Source organism: Methylobacterium sp. A49B (assembly GCF_053346215.1).
Genome location: NZ_JBKFBO010000117.1, coordinates 290,049 through 310,087 on the forward strand (window position 1 = coordinate 290,049; position 20,039 = coordinate 310,087).

General features: G+C 69.4%; 18 protein-coding genes. 12 read left to right on the forward strand and 6 right to left on the reverse strand.

The features are described from left to right. The 7 genes from ACLBX9_RS22650 (at position 1) to fae (ending at position 6,802) form a co-directional block, all read left to right on the forward strand. The gene (locus ACLBX9_RS22650) at positions 1 to 978 is read left to right on the forward strand and encodes a beta-ribofuranosylaminobenzene 5'-phosphate synthase family protein (protein ID WP_447720504.1); all 978 of its coding nucleotides are present in this window, start codon (positions 1 to 3) and stop codon (positions 976 to 978) included. An 86-nt stretch (positions 979 to 1,064) separates the two neighbouring features. After that, positions 1,065 to 1,958: an NADP-dependent methylenetetrahydromethanopterin/methylenetetrahydrofolate dehydrogenase gene (locus ACLBX9_RS22655; protein WP_010682009.1), complete on the forward strand. Its 894-nt coding sequence runs from the start codon at positions 1,065 to 1,067 to the stop codon at positions 1,956 to 1,958. 22 nt (positions 1,959 to 1,980) lie between these two features. Next, positions 1,981 to 3,129, forward strand: coding sequence for an ATP-grasp domain-containing protein (locus ACLBX9_RS22660; protein WP_447720505.1), 1,149 nt, complete (start codon positions 1,981 to 1,983; stop codon positions 3,127 to 3,129). Then, positions 3,129 to 4,103: a methenyltetrahydromethanopterin cyclohydrolase gene (gene mch, locus ACLBX9_RS22665; protein ID WP_447720506.1), complete on the forward strand. Its 975-nt coding sequence runs from the start codon at positions 3,129 to 3,131 to the stop codon at positions 4,101 to 4,103. The genes ACLBX9_RS22660 and mch overlap by 1 nt, the downstream gene beginning before the upstream one ends. Before the next feature lie 196 nt (positions 4,104 to 4,299). Next, entirely contained in the window at positions 4,300 to 5,208 is a 909-nt protein-coding gene (locus ACLBX9_RS22670) for an ATP-grasp domain-containing protein (RefSeq protein ID WP_010682006.1), read from the forward strand. Then, entirely contained in the window at positions 5,205 to 6,050 is an 846-nt protein-coding gene (locus tag ACLBX9_RS22675; RefSeq protein ID WP_447720507.1) for a triphosphoribosyl-dephospho-CoA synthase, read from the forward strand. Before ACLBX9_RS22670 ends, ACLBX9_RS22675 begins: the two co-directional genes overlap by 4 nt. A 239-nt stretch (positions 6,051 to 6,289) precedes the next feature. After that, complete coding sequence (fae, locus tag ACLBX9_RS22680; RefSeq protein ID WP_010682004.1) at positions 6,290 to 6,802, forward strand: 5,6,7,8-tetrahydromethanopterin hydro-lyase; 513 nt, start codon at positions 6,290 to 6,292, stop codon at positions 6,800 to 6,802. A gap of 514 nt (positions 6,803 to 7,316) precedes the next feature. Here the strand turns inward: fae and groL are convergent. Together groL and groES are read right to left on the reverse strand one after the other, a co-directional pair. Next, positions 7,317 to 8,957: a chaperonin GroEL gene (gene groL / locus ACLBX9_RS22685; protein ID WP_010682003.1), complete on the reverse strand. Its 1,641-nt coding sequence runs from the start codon at positions 8,955 to 8,957 to the stop codon at positions 7,317 to 7,319. A gap of 71 nt (positions 8,958 to 9,028) precedes the next feature. Further along, positions 9,029 to 9,319: a co-chaperone GroES gene (groES, locus tag ACLBX9_RS22690; protein WP_010682002.1), complete on the reverse strand. Its 291-nt coding sequence runs from the start codon at positions 9,317 to 9,319 to the stop codon at positions 9,029 to 9,031. Between the two features lie 211 nt (positions 9,320 to 9,530). Here groES and ACLBX9_RS22695 point away from each other — a divergent pair, with 211 nt between their 5' ends. Next, entirely contained in the window at positions 9,531 to 10,517 is a 987-nt protein-coding gene (locus ACLBX9_RS22695) for a CorA family divalent cation transporter (RefSeq protein ID WP_447720508.1), read from the forward strand. A 186-nt stretch (positions 10,518 to 10,703) separates the two neighbouring features. Next, positions 10,704 to 12,164, forward strand: a complete 1,461-nt coding sequence (locus tag ACLBX9_RS22700; RefSeq protein WP_447720509.1) for a methyl-accepting chemotaxis protein — start codon at positions 10,704 to 10,706, stop codon at positions 12,162 to 12,164. 126 nt (positions 12,165 to 12,290) lie between these two features. On the opposite strand, the gene pdeM is transcribed toward ACLBX9_RS22700, so the two are convergent. Genes pdeM through ACLBX9_RS22715 form a run of 3 tightly spaced genes read right to left on the reverse strand, consistent with a single transcriptional unit; the run spans position 12,291 to position 16,536 of the window. Continuing rightward, the gene (gene pdeM / locus ACLBX9_RS22705) at positions 12,291 to 13,004 is read right to left on the reverse strand and encodes a ligase-associated DNA damage response endonuclease PdeM (protein ID WP_447720510.1); all 714 of its coding nucleotides are present in this window, start codon (positions 13,002 to 13,004) and stop codon (positions 12,291 to 12,293) included. Positions 13,005 to 13,045: 41 nt separating this feature from the next. Then, entirely contained in the window at positions 13,046 to 15,583 is a 2,538-nt protein-coding gene (locus tag ACLBX9_RS22710) for a ligase-associated DNA damage response DEXH box helicase (protein WP_447720636.1), read from the reverse strand. After that, a complete protein-coding gene (locus ACLBX9_RS22715; protein WP_010681997.1) occupies positions 15,580 to 16,536 on the reverse strand; it encodes an alpha/beta hydrolase in 957 nt (318 codons plus the stop codon). Before ACLBX9_RS22715 ends, ACLBX9_RS22710 begins: the two co-directional genes overlap by 4 nt. Before the next feature lie 282 nt (positions 16,537 to 16,818). On the opposite strand from ACLBX9_RS22715, the gene ACLBX9_RS22720 reads away from it, so the two are divergent. Both ACLBX9_RS22720 and ACLBX9_RS22725 read left to right on the forward strand, forming a co-directional pair. Next, the gene (locus tag ACLBX9_RS22720; protein ID WP_010681996.1) at positions 16,819 to 17,157 is read left to right on the forward strand and encodes a DUF6460 domain-containing protein; all 339 of its coding nucleotides are present in this window, start codon (positions 16,819 to 16,821) and stop codon (positions 17,155 to 17,157) included. A 47-nt stretch (positions 17,158 to 17,204) separates the two neighbouring features. Continuing rightward, positions 17,205 to 18,569: an MATE family efflux transporter gene (locus tag ACLBX9_RS22725; protein WP_447720511.1), complete on the forward strand. Its 1,365-nt coding sequence runs from the start codon at positions 17,205 to 17,207 to the stop codon at positions 18,567 to 18,569. 12 nt (positions 18,570 to 18,581) lie between these two features. On the opposite strand, the gene ACLBX9_RS22730 is transcribed toward ACLBX9_RS22725, so the two are convergent. Continuing rightward, positions 18,582 to 18,923, reverse strand: coding sequence for a hypothetical protein (locus ACLBX9_RS22730; protein ID WP_447720512.1), 342 nt, complete (start codon positions 18,921 to 18,923; stop codon positions 18,582 to 18,584). A 225-nt stretch (positions 18,924 to 19,148) separates the two neighbouring features. Between ACLBX9_RS22730 and ACLBX9_RS22735 the strand changes: the two genes are divergently transcribed. Beyond that, on the forward strand, positions 19,149 to 20,030 hold the full coding sequence (locus ACLBX9_RS22735) for an HpcH/HpaI aldolase/citrate lyase family protein (RefSeq protein WP_039892484.1): 882 nt from the start codon (positions 19,149 to 19,151) through the stop codon (positions 20,028 to 20,030). Positions 20,031 to 20,039 lie beyond the last annotated feature (9 nt).

Here is a 20,039-nt window from a genome sequence, read left to right on the forward strand (position 1 = left end):
GTGGGCGATGTCCCCGGGCGGAACGAGGTGGCGGTGGCGGGCGCCGTGCGGGTCGAGGCCCCGGCGCGGCTGCATTTCGGCTTCCTCGACCTGCACGGAGGCCTGGGCCGACGCTTCGGAAGCATCGGCCTCGCCGTCGACGAGCCCTCTCTGGCCCTGACTGCATGCCGGGCGAAGCACCCTTCGGCGGAGGGACCCGAGGCGGACCGCGTGCGTGGCTACGCCGAGGCTGCCGCCGCACATCTCGGCGTCCGCGGGGACGTGGCCGTCGCGGTGGAGCGGGCGATCCCGGCCCATGCGGGTTTCGGCTCGGGCACCCAGCTCGCGCTGGCCGTGGCCGCCGCGATGGCCCGCCTGGAGGGCCGGCCCTTCGCGGCGGAGGCGTTCGCGGCCAGCCTCGACCGGGGTAACCGCTCGGGCGTCGGCCTGTGCGCCTTCACGGAGGGCGGCCTGATCGTCGATGGCGGACGCGGTCCCGACGGAGGACCGCCGCCGGTCGTCGCGCGGCTGCCCTATCCCGAGGCCTGGCGCGTCGTTCTCATCCTCGATCCGAGCATGGACGGCGTGCACGGGACGCGCGAGGTCGAGGCCTTCCGCGACCTGCCGCGCTTCCCGGAGGCGCAGGCGGCAGAGATCTGCCGGATCACCCTGATGCAGGTGCTTCCGGCCGTCGCCCTGGCGGAGCCTCAGGGTTTCGGTGCCGGGATCACGCGGATCCAGGATCTGATCGGCGACCACTTCGCACCCCATCAGGGCGGCCGCTACGCGAGCGCCGCGGTGGCGCAGGCCCTGGCGAATGCCGGAGCGCAGGGCGTGCCCGGCTACGGCCAATCCTCCTGGGGACCGACCGGCTTCGTGCTGATGCCCTCGGAGGGCGAGGCTCGTACCCTCGTGGCCTCCCTCGACCGAGGCGGCCCGCTCCGGTTCATCATCGCCCGCGGGCGCAACCGGGGCGCTTCGGTGTCCGGACCGAACTGACCCTGCACGCCCGGACTTGACCCGGAACACCGCTCCGGGTTTGGACGGAGGCAAGGCGCAACTGTCGCGCGCCGGACGAGGATTTCATGGCCCGCTCGATCCTCCACATGCTGACGCCGCTCCGGCACATGAGCCCGTTCGACGTGAACATGGCCGTGGATGCCGGCTTCGAGACCGTGGTGACCTACACGGAGGTCAGCCTCGCGGACGTGGTCTCGCTGACCCAGGACTCGATCTTCTCGCGGGCGCCGGGCGACGGCACCCGGACGGGGATCTTCATCGGCGGCAAGAATGCCGAGGACGCCCTCGACATGGTCGACCGCGCCAAGAAGGCCTTCGTGCCGCCTTTCGTGAACCACGTCTTCGCCGACCCGGCGGGCTCGTTCACCACCGGCGCCGCCATGGTCGCGCAGGTGTCCCGCGCCCTGCGCCAGAAATTCGACACCGACCTCAAGGGCAAGCGCATCGTGATCTTCGGCGGCGCCGGCGTCGTCGCCTACGTGGCCGCGGTGATCGGCGCCCTGCAGGGCGCCACCACCGTGCTGGTCGGCCATGACGGCGAGGAGCGGGTCTCGAAGATCGCCTTCACGATGAAATGGCGCTTCGGCATCGAGGTCGGTGCCGTCGACGGGACCACCCCCGAGGACCGTCGCGCGGCCATCCGGGACGCGGACGTGATCCTGTCCGCCGGTCCCGCCGGAATCCCGATCCTCTCGGCAAAGGATCTGGAATCGGCGCCGAAGCTGCTCGTGGCCTCCGACGTCAACGCCGTGCCGCCCGCCGGCATCGCGGGGATCGACGTCAACGCCGTCGATGTGCCGCTGCCCACCGGGAAGGGTGTCGGCATCGGTGCGCTGGCGGTCGGCAACGTCAAGTATCAGACGCAGCGGCGCCTGTTCGACCGGATGCTGGCCTCCGACACGCCGCTCTGCCTCGATTTCCGCGACGCCTACGCGCTCGCGGTGGAGATCGCCGGCTAAATCGAGCTGGGCCCGGCGTAGGATGGCCGACGCGGTCCTGATCGCCGCCCAGGCCGGGCGCGCCCTGGCCGAGGCAGCCCGTCGCGCCGGCCTCCGGCCCTACGTGGCTGACCTATTCGGCGATTCGGACACGCGGGCACTGGCCGAAGCCTACCGACCGTTGCCCGGACGGTTCGGTACCGCCCTCGCCGACCACGCGACGCTGAACGCCCTCGACGAGATGGCCCATCGGGCCGGCCCTGTTGTCGGCCTCGTCCTCGGCAGCGGTTTCGAAGATGCGCCAGGGCTCGTCGCGCGCCTCGCCGAGCGGCACCGACTCGTCGGGGCCTCGGCCGAGGCCATCGCGACGCTGAAGGATCCGTCGGACTTCGCCGCGCTCTGCGCGCGCCTCGGCGTGCCGCATCCGGCGGTCTCGAAGGATCCTCCACCGGAGCCGGTGCAATGGCTGCTCAAGCGGGCGGGCGGCAGCGGCGGCAGCCATATCCGGCCGGCGACCCGTGCGGCGGCGCCCCCGGGCCACTACTTCCAGAGACGCGTTGCAGGCCGGCCGCACGCCCTCAACTTCCTCGCCGATGGCCGCACGATCCGCGTCCTCGCCGTGACCGAGCAATGGTGCGCGCCGTCCCCGATCAGGCCGTTCCGCTACGCCGGGGCCCTGGCGCGCGGGCCTGGGGAGCCCGACGCACTCGGTCCTGCGACCGCGGCGGCGATCGCCGCCGGCGCCGAGCGGATCGTCGCCGCCACGGGGCTGCGCGGCCTCGGCAGCGCCGACGTTCTGGTCGACGGACCCGACTGGTGGCTCACCGAGATCAATCCGCGTCCCGGCGCGACGCTGGACATCCTCGACCGGCGCGCCACGCCGATGCTGGCGGCCCATATCGCGGCCTGCCTGGGCACGATGCCGGACCTCGGCCCGCAACCGGCTGGTGCGGCGGCCGCGCAGATCTGTTACGCGGACCGAGAGCTTGCGCCTGTTCCGGACCTCGACTGGCCGGACTACGTGCGCGACCGCCCGTGCCCCGGCTCGGTGGTCCGCCGCGACGCGCCGCTCTGCACGGTGCTGGCCGAAGGCGCGGACCGGGCGGAGGTGCTCGCCCTGTTGGAAACGCGGATGGCGCGCCTGCGGGCCATCCGCGCGGCGAAGAAAACACACCCCGAGGAAGCCCTGTGATGAGTGCCAGACAAACCTATCCCAGCGTCAATGCGCTCTCGGGCCCGCTGATCGAGCGCCTCGTGGCCGACGCCGCAACGCTGCGGCTCTCAGTGTCGCAAGCCGCCGGTGGCGCCCGCATGATCGACGCCGGCGCGCAGGCGAAGGGCTCGATCGAGGCGGGCCGGCGCATCGCCGAGATCTGCCTCGGCGGCCTCGGCACGGTGACCATCGCGCCGAGCGGGCCGATCGCGACCTGGCCCTACTCGGTGACGGTCCACGCGGCCGACCCGGTGCTCGCCTGCCTGGGCAGCCAGTACGCGGGCTGGAGCCTCGCGGACGAGACCGGGGATTCCGGCTTCTTCGCCCTCGGCTCAGGGCCCGGCCGCGCGGTCGCGGCCGTCGAGGATCTCTATCAGGAACTCGGCTATCGCGACGCGGCGTCCAAGACCGCGCTCGTCCTCGAGGCGGCCGGCGGACCGCCCGACAGCGTGGTCGCCAAGGTCGCCGAGGCCTCGGGCCTCCGGCCCGAGGACTTGACCTTCATCTTCGCGCCGACCCAGAGCCTCGCCGGTTCCACCCAGGTGGTGGCGCGCGTCCTGGAGGTCGCGCTCCACAAGGCCCACACGGTCGGCTTCGACCTGCACACCATCGTGGACGGGATCGGCTCCGCGCCGCTGTCGCCCCCGCACCCGGACTTCATCAAGGCCATGGGCCGGACCAACGACGCCATCATCTACGGCGGGCGCGTCCAGCTCTTCGTGGACGCCGACGATGCCGACGCGAAGCAGCTCGCCGAGCAGCTGCCCTCCACCACGTCGAGCGATCACGGCGCCCCGTTCGCCGAGATCTTCGCGCGGGTGAACGGCGATTTCTACAAGATCGACGGCGCGCTGTTCTCGCCGGCCGAGGCGATCGTCACGTCGGTCCGCTCCGGCGCCACCTACCGGGGCGGACGGCTGGAGCCCACTCTGGTGGACGCTTCGTTCGCCTGAGTGGCCGGCTTGGCGCATCGCCGCGGCGATGCGGGTGCCGGCACCTGCTTCTCCCCTCCCACGGCAGCGGGGGAGGGGAGCAAGGCGAACCGACCGCCATCTTCGCGGTACCGAAGGCCCATGCGCCTGCTCGGACGAGCGACCTCGGTCCCGGCCACCCCTGAGAGCCGAGCCTTTCCCAACCATCAGGACCCCGATGCGCATCGGACTCGCGGCCGATAACGGCACTTGGCATCGAAACCGGCTCCTCACAGCCCTGCAGGCTCAGGGCGTCGAGCCGGTTCTGTTCTCCCTCGCCGACGTCGCGGTGGTCACCGGCGGCGGCGAGCCCCTGCGGGTGCCGGGCTTTCCCGAGGCGCTTCCGGACGGGGTCCTGATGCGGACCATCGCGGGCGGCACCTTCGAGGCCACGACGATGCGCCTCGGCGTCCTTCACGCCCTGGTCTCGGCGGGCGTGACCGTCTGGAACGCGCCGACCGCCATCGAGCGCTCGGTGGACAAGGCGGCCACCTCGCTCCTCATCGCCCGGGCCGGCCTGCCGACGCCGGCCACCTGGGTGTTCTCGAAGCGCGAGGCCGCCGCCGCCCTGGTCGCGACCGAGGCCCGGCCCGGCGCGCCGCTCGTCCTCAAGCCGCTGTTCGGCTCGCAGGGGGAGGGGCTCGTGCTGATCGAGCGGCCGGAGGATCTGCCCGACGAGGAGGCGGTGGCGCGGGTCTACTACCTCCAGCGCTATGTTCCGCGTCGTGACGGGTTGTGGCGCGATTACCGGGTCTTTGTCTGCGACGGGCGCGCCATCGCCGGCATGATCCGCGAGGGCGACGGCTGGATCACCAACGTCCACCGGGGCGGCCGGCCGCTGACCTGGGCGATGCCGCGGGCGGCGGCCGAACTCGCGGAGGCCGCCGCCGCGGCCGTCGGGGTCGACTATTCCGGCGTCGATCTGGTTGAGGACGGGGAGGGCGGCTTCTCGATCCTGGAGGTCAATTCCATGCCGGCGTGGTCGGGTCTGCAGACCGTCTGCGAGACCGACATCGCCGCCGCCGTGGTGCGCGGGTTCCTGGCCGCCGCCCGCGGCGCGAGCCGTCCCAGGCTCGTGGTCGCATGAGCATGCGCGACAGCACGCTCGACGCGGGGCTGATCGGAACGCTCTACCGGGCGGCCTGTCTGGCGGAACTCGACGCCCTCAAACCCGGCAACGTCCACGCCTTCGCGGCCGGCCACCGGATGGTGGTGGCCGACTTCATCACGAGCGCCGACGTCTCCGCCCCGGCCCTGGCACAAGCGGGGACCGGGATCGGCGCGCGCGTCCGCGACGGCGTCGCCGCCACGATGGCGGCGGTGGGCCAGAACACGAATCTTGGCATCCTGCTGCTCTGCGCTCCGCTGGCGGTCGCCGCCGAGCGAGGACAGTCGGTCTCGGCCAGTCTCGACAGCCTGCAGAGCCTGGATTCCGAGGCGGTCTTCGCCGCGATCCGCCTCGCCAATCCCGGCGGCCTCGGGCGGGCCGGCAACCACGATGTCGCCGCGCCGGCGCCGAAATCCCTGCTGGAGGCCATGGCGGAGGCTGCGGGGCGAGACCGGATCGCCCGCGCCTATGTCGACAACTTCGCCGACGTGGCGGCGATCGGCCTTCCGGCATTGTCGGCGGCCCGCGAGACGGGGCTCGACCCGTCGTGGTGCACGAGCGCGGTCCATCTCGCCTACCTGCGGTCGGTCCCGGACAGCCATATTGCCCGCAAGGCGGGATCGGCGACTGCCGAGGCCGTTCGGCGGGAGGCCGAGGCGGCGCTGACCGGACTCGATCTGGCCTGCAAGCCGGTCACGCCGCTCCTCGCCCTCGATGCCTCGCTCAAGGCCCGCGGCCTGAACCCCGGCACGAGCGCGGATTTCACGGTCGCGACCCTGTTCTGGGACGCCCTCGCGGCGGCGGGCGCCGTGCTGGCCTGAACCGCACCCGGGTTCCATAAATTTCCCCGCGCGGACAATAAGAAATTCCTTCGTTGCAGGGCCTTGCGCGGGTTGTGAGCCGCAGGGCCCCGCTGTAGGGTCCGCCGCGCTGTCCGGCCCAACCGGCTCGGCTCATCCGGCTCGGCCGGCATGGTCGGGCGCCGATAACAAGGATGGCTTCCCGGCCGCGGCACCGCCCGGCGCGCGGCTCTATTTCGGAATCCAGGGAGAGACACCGAATGGCGAAGATCACCAAGGTTCAGGTCGGCGAAGCGCTCGTCGGCGACGGCAACGAGGTCGCCCACATCGACCTCATCATCGGACCGCGCGGTTCGCCGGCCGAGTCGGCTTTCTGCAACGGCCTCGTGAACAACAAGCACGGCTTCACCAGCCTGCTCGCGGTCATCGCGCCGAACCTGCCGTGCAAGCCCAACACCCTGATGTTCAACAAGGTCACCATCAACGACGCCCGCCAGGCCGTCCAGATGTTCGGACCGGCCCAGCACGGCGTTGCCAAGGCCGTTCAGGACGCGGTGGCCGAGGGCATCATCCCGGCGGACGAGGCCGACGACCTGTACATCCTGGTCGGCGTGTTCATCCACTGGGAGGCGGCCGACGACGCCAAGATCCAGAAGTACAACTACGAGGCGACCAAGCTGTCGATCCAGCGCGCCGTGAACGGCGAGCCGAAGGCCTCGACGGTCACCGAGCAGCGCAACTCCGCGCAGCACCCCTTCGCCGCCAACGCTTAGATCGGGGACGGTCCTGGGCAGAGCGAGCCTCCGCCCGCACCGCGGGGCCTGCTCCAGCGACTGGCTTCGATCTTCCTTGGCCGATAGGTAGGCTTCTGAACGGGACGGCTCGCGCCGTCCCGTTTTTCGTTTGTCCTCTGCGCCAGAATAAACGTTGCCGGTCGGTGCTGCAGGGGATGCAGCGGCGTGATGTCCTGCCCGGTTGATGGGTGACGGCACGATCCGCATAGGCGACGCACCGAGACGGTCGGGATGGTGAGGCACCACCCGTCTGAGGTCGTCGCGGCGATCGAGCGATCGATTCCCTTGGTGGCCGAGACTCGGCAACGCTTCTTCTGCCTCGGCGCCGAAATCGAAGCCGATCTCGGCCGTACGGAGGGCAGACCGATCCAGGCTAGCCGCGTCGAACGGTGAACGCCTCAGCGCGGGGGATCGGAGCGGCGTCGGGAGATGCCTGAAAGAAAAAGGGCCGCCTCTCGGCGGCCCCTCCTCGTCTCGCAGGTCGGCCGAGGACTTAGAAGTCCATGCCGCCCATGCCGCCGCCCGGCATCGCCGGGGCAGGGCTGTCCTTCTTCGGCGCGTCGGCGACCATCGCCTCGGTGGTCACCAGCAGGCCGGCCACGGAAGCCGCATCCTGCAGTGCAGTGCGCACCACCTTGGCCGGATCGACGATGCCGGCCTGGATCATGTCGACGTACTCTTCGGTCTGCGCGTTGAAGCCGAAGGTCTCCGAGCCCGTGTTGTCGGTGATCTTGCCGACCACGATCGAGCCCTCGACGCCCGCGTTCTGGGCGATCTGGCGGATCGGAGCCTCAAGGGCCTTCAGCACGATCTTGATGCCGGCCTGGACGTCCGGGATGTCGGACTTCAGCTCGGCGACCGCCTTCTTGGCGCGCAGCAGCGCAGTGCCGCCGCCCGGGACGATGCCTTCCTCGACCGCCGCGCGGGTGGCGTTGAGGGCGTCGTCGACGCGGTCCTTCTTCTCCTTCACCTCAACCTCGGTCGCGCCGCCGACGCGGATCACCGCGACGCCGCCCGCGAGCTTGGCCAGACGCTCCTGGAGCTTCTCACGATCGTAGTCCGAGGTGGTCTCCTCGATCTGCGCCTTGATCTGGGCGATACGGCCCTCGATGTCGGACTTCTCGCCGACGCCGTCGATGATCGTGGTGTTCTCCTTCTCGATGCGCACGCGCTTGGCGCGGCCGAGCATGGGGAGCGTCACGTTCTCGAGCTTGATGCCGAGATCCTCGGCGATCATCTGACCCTTGGTCAGGATCGCGATGTCCTCAAGCATCGCCTTGCGGCGGTCGCCGAAGCCCGGCGCCTTGACGGCCGCGACCTTCAGGCCGCCGCGGAGCTTGTTGACCACGAGCGTGGCGAGCGCCTCGCCCTCGATGTCCTCGGCGATGATCAGGAGCGGCTTGCCGGTCTGAACCACGGCCTCGAGCACCGGCAGCATCGCCTGGAGCGACGAGAGCTTCTTCTCGTGGATGAGGATGTAGGGATCCTCGAGCTCGGCGACCATCTTCTCCGCGTTCGTGATGAAGTACGGGGAGAGGTAGCCGCGGTCGAACTGCATGCCCTCGACGACGTCGAGCTCGGTCTCGGCGGTCTTGGCCTCCTCGACGGTGATGACGCCCTCGTTGCCCACCTTCTGCATGGCGTGGGCGATCATCTGGCCGATCTCGGTGTCGCCGTTCGACGAGATGGTGCCGACCTGTGCGACCTCGTCGGAGGTCGAGACCTTCTTGGCGCGCGAGGTGATGTCCTTGACGGCAGCCTGCGTGGCGAGGTCGATGCCGCGCTTCAGGTCCATCGGGTTGATGCCGGCGGCGACGTACTTGGCGCCCTCGCGGACGATGGCCTGGGCCAGCACGGTCGCGGTGGTGGTGCCGTCACCCGCGATGTCGTTGGTCTTCGAGGCCACTTCGCGCACCATCTGGGCGCCCATGTTCTCGAAACGGTCGGAGAGCTCGATCTCCTTGGCGACCGTCACACCGTCCTTGGTGATGCGCGGGGCGCCGAAGCTCTTCTCGATCACGACGTTGCGACCCTTCGGGCCGAGCGTCACCTTCACCGCGTCGGCGAGGATGTCGACGCCGCGCAGCATCTTATCGCGGGCGTCGGCGGAGAAACGAACGTCTTTCGCTGCCATTGTGTGCCTCTTAGCTACTGGTTGAACCCCAAGGCCGGGACGGCCTCAAAGGGCGATGACGGGTGATCCGATCAGACGGCGACGACGCCCATGATGTCGGATTCCTTCATGATCAGAAGGTCCTGACCGTCGATCTTGACCTCGGTGCCGGACCACTTGCCGAACAGGACGCGGTCGCCGGCCTTGACGTCGAGCGGGTTGACGCGACCCTGCTCGTCACGGGCGCCGGGGCCGACGGCGACGATCTCGCCCTCCTGCGGCTTCTCCTTGGCGGTGTCCGGGATGATGATGCCGCCCTTGGTCTTCTCCTCGCTCTCGATGCGACGGACGACCACGCGGTCGTGCAGCGGACGGAACTTCATGAGCTGCCCTCTTGCTTCAGGTCTGGAGTTGGCGTTGATGCGGCCGGCGGGACCGCTCGCGAACTCGACTGTTAGCACTCTGTCTCGGCGAGTGCCAAAGACGGCGGCGAGATAGGCTCGGTCCGTGTCCGAGTCAAGGCTGTCGCACCCCCGCGCGACGGTGCGATGACGCGGCGGCGCCCTCTTTCTCCCTCACGGATAACGCGCCCCGATGCTGAACCTGCACGGACCCCACGGCCCGGTGGCATCGCAACCCGGCAGCGCCGTCGCGGCCGACGCCGTGTGGCTTGACCTGAATGATCCAACCTCCGAGGAAGCCGCCGCGGTCGAGGCGGCCACTGGCCTGCGCGTCCCGTCCCGGGCCGCCCTTTCGGAGGTCGAGACATCGAGCCGCCTGCGCCGGGTCAAAGGTGGCCTCTCGCTCTCGACGCCGATGATCACTTTCGAGCAGAGCGCATCGCAGCTGAAGCCGCTGGGCTTCCTGCTCACCAAGGATCATCTCGTCACGATCCGCTTCCACGACCTGCGCGCCTTCGACTCTTCCGCGAAGCGGATCTCCGACGGCGACGGGAGCACGACTCCGAGCGAGATCTTCCTGGTGGTCCTTGAGGAGCTGGTGGACAGCCTCGCCGACGCCCTGGAGGACATGGCGTCGGAACTCGATTCGCTGTCGACCCGGATCTTCGACTTCGACGTCCGCGGCAAAGACCGCCGCCGCTTTGAGAGCCCGCCGCCCCGCCGCCGCGATCTCGCCCTGCGCCGGATCCTGCGCGGCATCAGCAACAGGGGAAAAGTGCTGGGCAAGATCCGCGCGAGCCTGCTGGGCCTGGAGCGGATCGTGCCGTTCGTTTCGGCCGCCTGCGACGGCCTCGGCCTGCCCGAGGACGGCCGGTTCGACACGATCCGGCGCGACATCGAATCCCTCGACGAGTTCGAGACCCGGCTGGCCGAGAACGTTCAGTTCCTCCTCGACGCCGCCCTCGGCCTCATCAACATCGAGCAGAACAACGTCTTCCGTGTCCTGACCGTGGTCTCTGTGGTCGGTGTCCCGCCCACGCTGATCGCCTCGATGTACGGCATGAACTTCAAGCACATGCCGGAGCTGGATTGGGCCTACGGCTACCCCTACGCCCTCGCCCTCATCCTCCTGAGTGCGGTCGCGCCAATCGTATACTTCCGCATTCGCGGATGGTTCTGATATTTAAACGCATATCGAGTAATTTTTCTCCTCATAAAAATTTATGATCAGTAATACCTCGCGTCTTATCGCACGTCCTTGAGTTTTTCGTGGCCAGCAGGAACGAGCAAAACGAAAATAGCTGTCGATTAGACTATCTTTAACCGAGCGGGCGCTACACGGCGTCGGTTTGGAGCATACGAAATCATGTTCAAGCGTGCGACGTACAGCGAGGCGCAAGCCAAGATCGAAGCGCTCGATCGATCACTGGCCATCATCGAGTTCGGACTGGACGGTCAGGTTCTGAACGCGAATGAAAACTTCCTCAAAGTGATGAAATACTCGCTCGCGGAGGTTGTCGGCAAGCATCATCGCATCTTCGCCGATGATACTTATGCGCAGACAGCCGAATATGCGGCGTTCTGGGACAGGCTGAAAGGCGGCCACTACGTGACCGGGGAGTTCCCCCGGATCGACAAGGAGGGCGCCACCGTCTGGCTGGAAGCGACCTACAACCCGATCCTGGACGCGAAGGGCCAGCCGGTAAAGGTCATCAAGTTCGCCTCCGACATTTCGGCAAAGAAGAAGGAGATCACCCGACTTTTGACGATGATCGACAACGTTCCGGTCGCGGTGATGACCGCCGACCTGAACGACGACTTCAAGATCGATTATCTCAATGCCACGTCGCGTAATACGCTGGCCACGATCGAGCAGCATCTGCCGGTCCAGGTCGACCAGATGCTGGGCTGCTCGTTCGACGTCTTCCACACGAATCCGCACCATCAGCGCAGCATGCTGGCCGATGCGAGCCGGCTGCCGCATAACACGAAGATCAAAGTCGGACCGGAAACCCTGAACCTGCGGGTGACGGCCGTGAACGACGAGAAGGGCCGCTACATCGGCCCGATGCTGACCTGGGCGGTCGTCACCGCACAGGTGAACATGGAGACGGACGTGAAGCGCGTCGTGGACGCGGTGGGATCCGCGATCCACGAGATGCAGACGTCAGCCGAGGGGCTGATGCACTCGGCGGAATCCGCCCGCCACAAGGCGTCGTCGGTGGCGGCGAATTCCGAGCAGATGAACGGGGCGATCCAGGAGATTTCCGGACAGGTCGGCCGCGTCTCCGAACGGGCTCAGCAGATCGCCGTCCAGGCCGAGACCACCGACGCGACGATGCGGCAGCTCGCCGAGAACGCCCGCAAGGTCGACGCGGTGGTCGGCATGATCAAGTCGATTGCCGATCAAACGAACCTGCTGGCGCTGAACGCCACCATCGAGGCGGCCCGCGCCGGCGCGGCGGGCCGCGGCTTCGCGGTCGTGGCCTCCGAGGTGAAGGCGCTGGCCGAGCAGACCGCCAGAGCCACCGGTGAGATCACCCAGCAGGTCTCGGCGATCCAGGCCGCCACGGGTGACGCGGTCGGCGCCATCGAGATGATCACCGCGGCGGTGGGCGAGCTCTCGAAGCTCACCCTGGCGATCGCGAGCGCCGTCGAGGAGCAGGCCGTCTCGACCCACGAGATGGCCGGCAATATCGGCGGCGTCTCGGAGGCGGCGCATGCGACCGGTCAGCTCGCCCAGGCCGTCCAGAGCATCGCCGAGAGCCTCGCGGGCCATTCGACGAGCCTGTCGGAGAGCGTGACCCGGTTCATGAAGACGGCCTGAGCGGGCTCGGACCACACCTGAAACCGGCGCCGTTATCCTCGCTGGCGCAACGAGCCGGTCGGCTTCGCGACCCGAGGCTCGCGACCTGTCTCGGGACGACGCCGCAGGCGCGACCGTGCAGAACGGTCAATCCCGGGCCAGCTGTCCCCGGCCGATCGCGAAGACCCGGCCGTCGCCGAGCAGATGGGCGGTGAAGCCCTTCGGGAACAGCCCTTCGATGGCCTTGTCCCGCACGTTCAGACCGCCCGCATAGGCACCGAAGGCCGGCATGACGAGCCGCGTCCCGTCGGTGACGAAGCAGCGGCGGCGCACCGCCCGGCCGCGCATCGCAACCTTCCCGCAGGGATGGAGGTGGCCGGCGATCTCGCCGGGCGCGGCGTCCGGGCTCGGCTCGTGGCGCAGGACGAGGCCGCCGATGGTCACGGCCTCGGCGTAGCGCCCGCCGATGCCCTCGCTGACGGCGGCGTCGTGGTTGCCGGCGATCCAGACCCAGTCGCGCCCCTCCTGCAGCGCCGCCACCATGGCACGGTCGCCCGGCTCCATGCGCTCGGGACCGCGGGCATCGTGGAAGGAGTCGCCCAGCGCGATGACGCGGGCGGGTTCGTGGCGCACCACTGCCTCGTGCAGGCAGGCCAAGGTCTCGCGGGTGTCGTAGGGCGGCAGGAACTGACCGGAGCGGGCGGCGTAGGACGAGCCCTTCTCCAGATGCAGGTCCGAGACGATGAGCGTCCGATGGTCCGGCAGCCACAGGCCGCCGCAGAGGTCGAGCACCAGGGTCTCGCCCGCGAGCTGCAGGGTGGGGTGCTTGTGAGTCTTCTCGAGTCTCAGGCCGGCCGCCAAGATCGCATCCTCGGTATCGTCGGGGGAGGGCGGATCGACGGTCAGGACAGAGCCTCTTGGAGAAGCTCCGCCTCGGCCTCGGCCAGGATCTCGTCGGCACCCTCGCCGTAGACCCGCTCGCGCCCGATCTCGAGCATCACGGACACGGAGAGCGGCGAGACCCGGTCGAGAGACCTGTGGATGATTCGCCCCTGGATGCGCTCTAGCATCATGCCGAGGCGCCTCACGTCGAGGAGTCCGGTTGCCGCATCCTGCCGCGCGGCCCGCAGCAGGAGGTGGTCGGGCTGGTGCTTGCGCAGCACGTCGTAGATCAGGTCGGTCGAGATCGTGACCTGCCGTCCCGACTTCTTCAGCCCGGGATGATGGCGCTCGATCAGGCCGGCGATCACCGCGCACTGGCGGAAGGTGCGCTTCATCATCGCCGACTCGTCGAGCCACGCCTCCAGGTCGTCGCCCAGCATGTCGACGGCGAAGAGGTCGGCGATGAAGTCCGCGTCGATCGCGGCGCGCTCGGAGACGTCGCGGGTCGACCAGATGGCGATCCCGTAATCGTTGGCCGCGAAGCCGAGCGGCCGGAGCCCGGCGCGCTCCAGCCTTCGGGTCAGCAGCATGCCGAGCGTCTGATGGGCGAGGCGGCCCTCGAACGGGAAGGCGGTCAGGTAGTAGCGCTTGCCGCGCGGAAAGGTCTCCACCAGCAGATCCCGCTCACCTGGCAGGACCGAGCGGCGGCGCTGCTGGAGCAGGTATTCGCCGATCTGCTTCGGCAGCCGGTCCCACGCGAACGGGTCGGCGATCAACGCCCGGACCCGGGCGGCCAGGAAGGTCGAGAGTGGGAACTTCGCGCCGGCGTAGGAGGGGATCGCCGGGTCGGTGCCGGGCGGCGCCCGGGTGACAAGGCACTCATCCTCGGCGAGCCCCTCGAAGCGGAGGGTCTCGCCGGCGAACAGGAAGGTGTCGCCGACGGTCAGCGTCTCGGCGAACTCGTCCTCGATCTCGCCAAGCACGCGGCCGGACTTCGGAAGGACGGTGCCGGGCTTGCCGCGCAGCGTCCGACCCAGGCGCACCCGCACGCGCGCCGCCTCCACGATGGTGCCGACATTCATCCGGTAGGCCTGGGCGGTGCGGGCATCGCGGACCCGCCAGAGTCCGTCCGGTCCGCGCAGGATCTTGGCGAAGCGTTCGTAGGCGCGGAGCGCATAGCCGCCGGTGGCGACGTAATCGACCACCAGCTCGAAGGATTCCCAGGTCAGGCCGGCATAGGGCGCGGCCGAGACGATCTCGTCGTAGAGCTCGACCGGATCGAAGGCGTCGGCGCAGGCCATGCCGAGGACGTGCTGGGCCAGGACGTCGAGGGAACCCTGGCGAGCATCAGGCGTGTCCTGGGCCGCCTCCTCGACGGCATCCAGAGCCGCCTGACACTCCAGCATCTCGAACCGGTTACCCGGAACCAGATAGGCCTTCGACGGCTCGTCCATGCGATGGTTGGCGCGGCCGATCCGCTGCATGATCCGGCTGGCACCCTTCGGCGCGCCGACATTGACGACGAGATCAACGTCGCCCCAGTCGATGCCGAGGTCGAGCGTGGCGGTGCAGACGATCGCCCGCAACTGGCCCGCCGCCATGGCGGCCTCGACCCGGCGGCGCTGCTGCGCGTCCAGCGAGCCGTGATGGATCGCGATCGACAGGGCGTCCTCGTTGAGCCGCCACAGCTCCTGGAAGGTGTACTCGGCCTGGAGGCGGGTGTTCACGAAGACCAGGGTCGTGCGGTGCTGTTTGATCAGCTCGTAGATCGCCGGCATCGAGTGCCAGGCGGTATGGCCGGAGATCGGCAGCGCCCGGCCGAGATCGAGCATGCGCAGATCTGCCTTCGCGCCGCCGGCGACGGTGACGAGGTCGGCCATCGGTGGCACCACTGTCCCACCCCCCGCAGAGGGGGGAGGGAGGGTCTGGCTCTGCGGCACCAGATACTTCCGCAGCTCATCCGGCTCCCGTACCGTGGCGGAAAGCCCGATCGCCGCGAGCCCTGGGCTCAGCCGGTGCAGCCGCGCGAGGGCAAGCGACAGCAGATCGCCGCGCTTCGACGTGACCAGCGCGTGCAGCTCGTCGAGGATCACGCAGCGCAATCCCGAAAAGAACTCCGACGCCTCGCGATGGGCGATCAGCAGCGCCAGCTGCTCGGGCGTGGTCAGCAGGATATCGGGCGGCCGACTGATCTGGCGCGTGCGCTTGTGCGCCGGCGTGTCGCCGGTGCGCGTCTCGACGCGGACCGGCAAATCCATCTCGGCGATGGGCGCGTCGAGGTTGCGGGCGATATCGACCGCAAGCGCCTTCAGAGGCGAAACGTAGAGGGTGTGAAGGCCCTTCGGGATCAACTTTTGCGGGCCGCGCCGTGAGAGGGCGACGAGGCTCGGCAGGAAACCCGCCAGCGTCTTGCCGGCTCCGGTGGGCGCCACGAGCAGGGCGGAGCGGCCGGCGCCCGCAATCTGCAGGAGATCGAGCTGGTGCTGCCGGGGCGCCCAGCCACGCGCGGCGAACCAGGCCCGGAACTGCTCCGGCAGGATCTCCGACGGGTCGCTCAGGCGAGCGCCATCAGGAAGCGGTCGATCAGCTCAAGGGCCCGCTCGCTCATCGGGCTCGGATAGCGGGCGAAGACGTGGCAGCCCCCGGGATAGATCGCCGTGTGGCCGCCGTTGCCCGCCGCAGCCCAGCGCGCCGACATGTAGAGCGTGTCGTCGAGCAGCGGGTCCATGGTCCCGATGGTGAACAGGGCGGGCGGAAGCCCCTTCAACTCGGCGTAGATCGGCGAGACGTCCGGCCGTCGCCGGTCGATACCCTCGCGGACGTAGCCGTCGGCGAAGCTCGTCAGGTCGCGGGTGTTCACGACGAGACGCTCCTCGCCCCAGTTCCGCACCGACGGGGTCAGGCCCAGGTCGAAGAAGCCCGCGTTGAGGTTGGCGCCGCGGAAGGCCCGGGGGAGGTTGTGCTTGTCCCGCAGCCGGAGCAGCACCATCACGGCGAGGTGGGCACCCACCGACTCGCCGCCGATGGTGAGCGCGTGGACGCCGAACTCGGTCTTGCCTGGACCGGCGAGCCACAGGGCCGCCGCTTCGCAGTCCAGAAGAGCCGCCGGATAGGGGTGCTCCGGGGCGAGGCGATAATCGACCGACAGGGCGACGAAGCCGCAGGTGTCGGCGATCCGCTCCAGCCAGGGATCCTGCTCGTCGGCCGAGCCCCAGACCCAGCCGCCGCGGTGGACGTGCAGATAGGCGCCGCGCAGCTTCGTACCGGGCTTCGGACGGACAACGCGGAGCCTCAGGGGCCCGCCCGGGCCGTCGATCGTCAGCCACTCGGCCCGGGCGCTGTGCGGCATGGCGGGCGCGGCCTTGGTTCCGGCGCGGCGGCGCTCGCGCACCTCCGCGATCGGGAGCGACCAGGGATCGGGCAGGGCGGCGTGCGCCGCGACGATCTCGGCGTTGAGCCGGAGCGTCTCGGGATCGATCGTCGCCGGGTCGAACAGGGCGTGGTCGATCATCGTGCGTTTGGTCCTGTCGGCACTCAGCGCCTCCCACGAAACTCCCGGTGTCCCGAAGGTCTCCCATCGGCAACGACTGCGCAAAGGGAGTTTCGTGCGACGCTTAACCCATCGCCGGTCCCGCGCATCTTGGCGAGACCGGCGCCGCTTGCCATCTCGGGTCCGCGGGAGAAACCCGCCAACGCTTGATCGGCCCGCGGGTTTCACCGCGGTGTGGTGCGGCGGCCACGGTTCCGCCCGCTTCATCGCCGATCCGGTTGCGTGAGACAGTCAGAGGACGCGATGCTCGTCGATCACGACCGGCGCCGGCAGGGCGCACCGGACGGCGCCTACGGGGCCGATCCGTACCGACCGCGCGATTCGGGACTGCGGCGCTTCCTCGGCGGTTCGCCGGCGGGCGTGTTTCTACGCCTTCTGTTTCTTTCGGTCCTGGTCGGCGCCTTCATGTCGATGCTCGGGATGACCCCGGGCCGCCTGTTCTGGCACCTCTACGATTCGGCGCGCGCGCTTCTCGAGGTCGGTCTCGCGTCCCTGCACGATTTCGGCGGTTGGATCGTCGCCGGGGCGATCGTCGTCGTGCCGCTCTGGCTCGTCGCGCGCCTGCTGGCGGTGTCCCGCTAGGGGGTCACGAGGCTTCTCGAAACGCCTGCGAGCGCTAAGCTCGCGGCATGATTCCCACCACTGCGAGCCGCGTCGGCCCGACACATTGCCGGGTGCTGAGGCTGGCCCTGCCGATGACGCTCGCCAACGTCACGACGCCGATGCTGGGCTTCGTCGGTGCGGCGGTGATCGGCCGCCTCGGTGAGGCGGCCCTGCTCGGCGCAATCGCGCTGGGCGCCGTGATCTTCGATGCGATCTTCTGGTCCTTCGGCGCCCTGCGGATGGCGACAGCGGGCCTCACCGCCCAGGCGGTCGGCGCACGCGACGGTGCCGAGGTCGACCGCATCCTGGCCCGAGCCCTGGCGGCCGGCGCCGGAATCGGGCTCACACTCGCCGTATTGCAATGGCCGCTTGCGCGCGTCGCATTCGCCATCAGCGGGGCCAGCGAGGGCGTCATCTCCGGCCTCGCGATATACTTCCAGATCCGCATCCTGTCGGCGCCCTTCGTTTTGGCGAGCTACGGCGTCCTCGGTTCCGTGCTGGGACGTGGGCGGACCGATCTCGGCCTGCTGCTGCAGGTGGCGATCAACCTGATCAACATCGGCCTGACGCTTTTTCTCGTCCTGGGCCTCGGACTGGGGCTGGCGGGCGCGGCCCTCGCGACGCTGGGCGCAGAGGCGTTCGGCCTCGGCCTGGGGCTTATCGTCCTGGCGCGCCTAGGCTCCCACCCGTTCCAGGTGTCCCTGCGCGATCTGCGCGACGCGGCCGCGATCCGCCGGACGCTGAGCGTCAACGTCGACGTGATCCTGCGCACCCTGGCGCTGATCACCGGCATCGTCCTGTTCTCGGCGCTCGGCGCCCGGCAGGGCGATGTCGTCCTGGCCGCGAACTCGGTCCTGTGGAATCTCTTCCTGATCGGCGGCTTTTTCCTCGACGGCTTCGCCACGGCGGCCGAGACCCTGTGCGGTCAGGCGGTGGGTGCCCGGGATGCGGAGGGCTTCCGGGCGGCCTCCACGTTGAGCCTGGGCTGGTGCCTGGCTTTTGGGATCGGCGTCAGCGCGCTCGCGCTCGTCGGTGGACCCGGGTTCATCGATTTCGTCACGACGAACGGGCCCGTGCGCGAGACGGCGCGGGCCTATCTCTGGCTGGCCGCCCTGGCGCCGCTCGCCGCCGCCGCGCCCTTCGCGTACGACGGGATCTACGTCGGCGCGACCTGGACCCGGGCCATGCGCAACCTGATGCTGTGTGCGCTGGCCGCCTACGGCATCCTGCTCGGGATCGTCCAGATTCTGGATCTCGGCAATACCGGCCTGTGGGTCGCTTTCGTGGGCTTTCTCGGCGCCCGGGGCCTGGGCCAGGCGATCGCCTATCCGAGCCTCGTGCGCGGAACGTTTCCGGCGGCGTCGGCCGCAGCCGTCGCTACGGCGCGCTGACGGATCGGCGCGCTATCGCGGATCCTTCCAGCCCGACGTCGCGGGCGCCGGCGCGGCGCGGGCCGCCACAGGGGCGGGACGGGGCAGCTCGGCCTCCGCGCGGCGCGGGTAGGCGCGACGCACGGCGGATTGGCTATACCGCCGTCCCCGCCGGGCGTGGCGGCGCCCCCGCTCCGACGAATTGCCGACGAAACCACCGACAACGGCTCCGGCCACCGCGCCGATCGGGCCCCCCACGAGGGCACCCGCCACCGCCCCGGAGCCGACACCGAGGGTGGTGCGGCTCTGCGCCGTTGCGACTTGAGGTGCAGCGAGTGCGCCAATCAAGACGAGGGCGGCCAAGACTTTGCGCATGTTCGTGATCCAAGCAGGGATAACCAGATTTGCCGGCCTTCAAGCCGGTCATCGTGTCCAAATTCCGACAAACCCAAGTGCACAGCCGGGCGGTATCAAATGCCGCGTGGACTCACAGGATGGCGCATCGAAAACGTGGCTTGTGCGAGCGGCTGGTTTAGGGTGCGCTGCAACGACGACGGGCCGCTCGGCGGCCGGACGAGGGAGAAACCCGTGGCCACGACGATGGACCTGCGCCTGCGCCGAAGCGTGCTCTACATGCCCGGATCGAACCAGCGGGCGCTGGACAAGGCCAAGACGCTCCCGGTGGACAGCATCATCCTCGACCTCGAGGACGCCGTCGGCCCCGAGGAGAAGGAAGTCGCCCGCACGCAGGTTTGCGCCGCCGTGAAGAGCGGGGCGTATGGCAGCCGCGAGCTGATCATCCGGGTCAACGCCCCGCAGACGCCCTGGGGCGAGGCGGATCTCCACGCCGCGATCGAGGCCAAGCCCGACGCGATCTTGATGCCGAAGGTCTCGTCGCCGGCGGTTCTGGAAAGCATCGCCGATCGCCTCGAATCCCTCGACGCGCCGGACGGCATCGCGATCTGGGCGATGATCGAGACCCCGGCCTCGATCCTCAACATCCAGGACATCGCCCGGGCCAAGCGCGACCCGCGCAACCGTCTCACCTGCCTCGTGCTCGGCACCAACGACTTGGCCAAGGACACCTGGGCGAAGATCGTGCCCGGGCGGGTGCCGATGCTGCCCTGGATGATGATGGCGCTCGCCGCGGCCCGTGCCGAGGGTCTGGCGATCCTCGACGGCGTCTACAACGACATCGCCGATACGGAGGGCTGCCGCGAGGAATGCCGGCAGGCCCGCGACCTCGGCTTCGACGGCAAGACGCTGATCCACCCGACGCAGCTGGAGCCGGCCAACACCTCCTTCGCCCCCACCGATGAGGAGGTGCGCCGGGCCAAGCTGGTGATCGAGGCGTTCGAGCGGCCGGAATACGCCAAGCGCGGTGCGATCAAGCTGGAAGGACGGCTCTATGAGCGGCAGCACCTCGGGGTGAACCGGCGGGCGGTCACCTGGGCGGAGGCGATCAAGGCCAAGGGCTTCTGATCCGAGCCC

What these genes read in the sequence shown, in the direction of transcription:
- ACLBX9_RS22655 (WP_010682009.1), top strand. Translation starts at nt 1,065, where the DNA reads ATGGCCCGCTCGATCCTCCACATGCTGACGCCGCTCCGGCACATGAGC.
- ACLBX9_RS22660 (WP_447720505.1), top strand. Translation starts at nt 1,981, where the DNA reads ATGGCCGACGCGGTCCTGATCGCCGCCCAGGCCGGGCGCGCCCTGGCC.
- mch (WP_447720506.1), top strand. Translation starts at nt 3,129, where the DNA reads ATGAGTGCCAGACAAACCTATCCCAGCGTCAATGCGCTCTCGGGCCCG.
- ACLBX9_RS22670 (WP_010682006.1), top strand. Translation starts at nt 4,300, where the DNA reads ATGCGCATCGGACTCGCGGCCGATAACGGCACTTGGCATCGAAACCGG.
- ACLBX9_RS22675 (WP_447720507.1), top strand. Translation starts at nt 5,205, where the DNA reads ATGAGCATGCGCGACAGCACGCTCGACGCGGGGCTGATCGGAACGCTC.
- fae (WP_010682004.1), top strand. Translation starts at nt 6,290, where the DNA reads ATGGCGAAGATCACCAAGGTTCAGGTCGGCGAAGCGCTCGTCGGCGAC.
- groL (WP_010682003.1), bottom strand. Translation starts at nt 8,957, where the DNA reads ATGGCAGCGAAAGACGTTCGTTTCTCCGCCGACGCCCGCGATAAGATG.
- groES (WP_010682002.1), bottom strand. Translation starts at nt 9,319, where the DNA reads ATGAAGTTCCGTCCGCTGCACGACCGCGTGGTCGTCCGTCGCATCGAG.
- ACLBX9_RS22695 (WP_447720508.1), top strand. Translation starts at nt 9,531, where the DNA reads ATGCTGAACCTGCACGGACCCCACGGCCCGGTGGCATCGCAACCCGGC.
- ACLBX9_RS22700 (WP_447720509.1), top strand. Translation starts at nt 10,704, where the DNA reads ATGTTCAAGCGTGCGACGTACAGCGAGGCGCAAGCCAAGATCGAAGCG.
- ACLBX9_RS22715 (WP_010681997.1), bottom strand. Translation starts at nt 16,536, where the DNA reads ATGATCGACCACGCCCTGTTCGACCCGGCGACGATCGATCCCGAGACG.
- ACLBX9_RS22720 (WP_010681996.1), top strand. Translation starts at nt 16,819, where the DNA reads ATGCTCGTCGATCACGACCGGCGCCGGCAGGGCGCACCGGACGGCGCC.
- ACLBX9_RS22725 (WP_447720511.1), top strand. Translation starts at nt 17,205, where the DNA reads ATGATTCCCACCACTGCGAGCCGCGTCGGCCCGACACATTGCCGGGTG.
- ACLBX9_RS22730 (WP_447720512.1), bottom strand. Translation starts at nt 18,923, where the DNA reads ATGCGCAAAGTCTTGGCCGCCCTCGTCTTGATTGGCGCACTCGCTGCA.
- ACLBX9_RS22735 (WP_039892484.1), top strand. Translation starts at nt 19,149, where the DNA reads ATGGACCTGCGCCTGCGCCGAAGCGTGCTCTACATGCCCGGATCGAAC.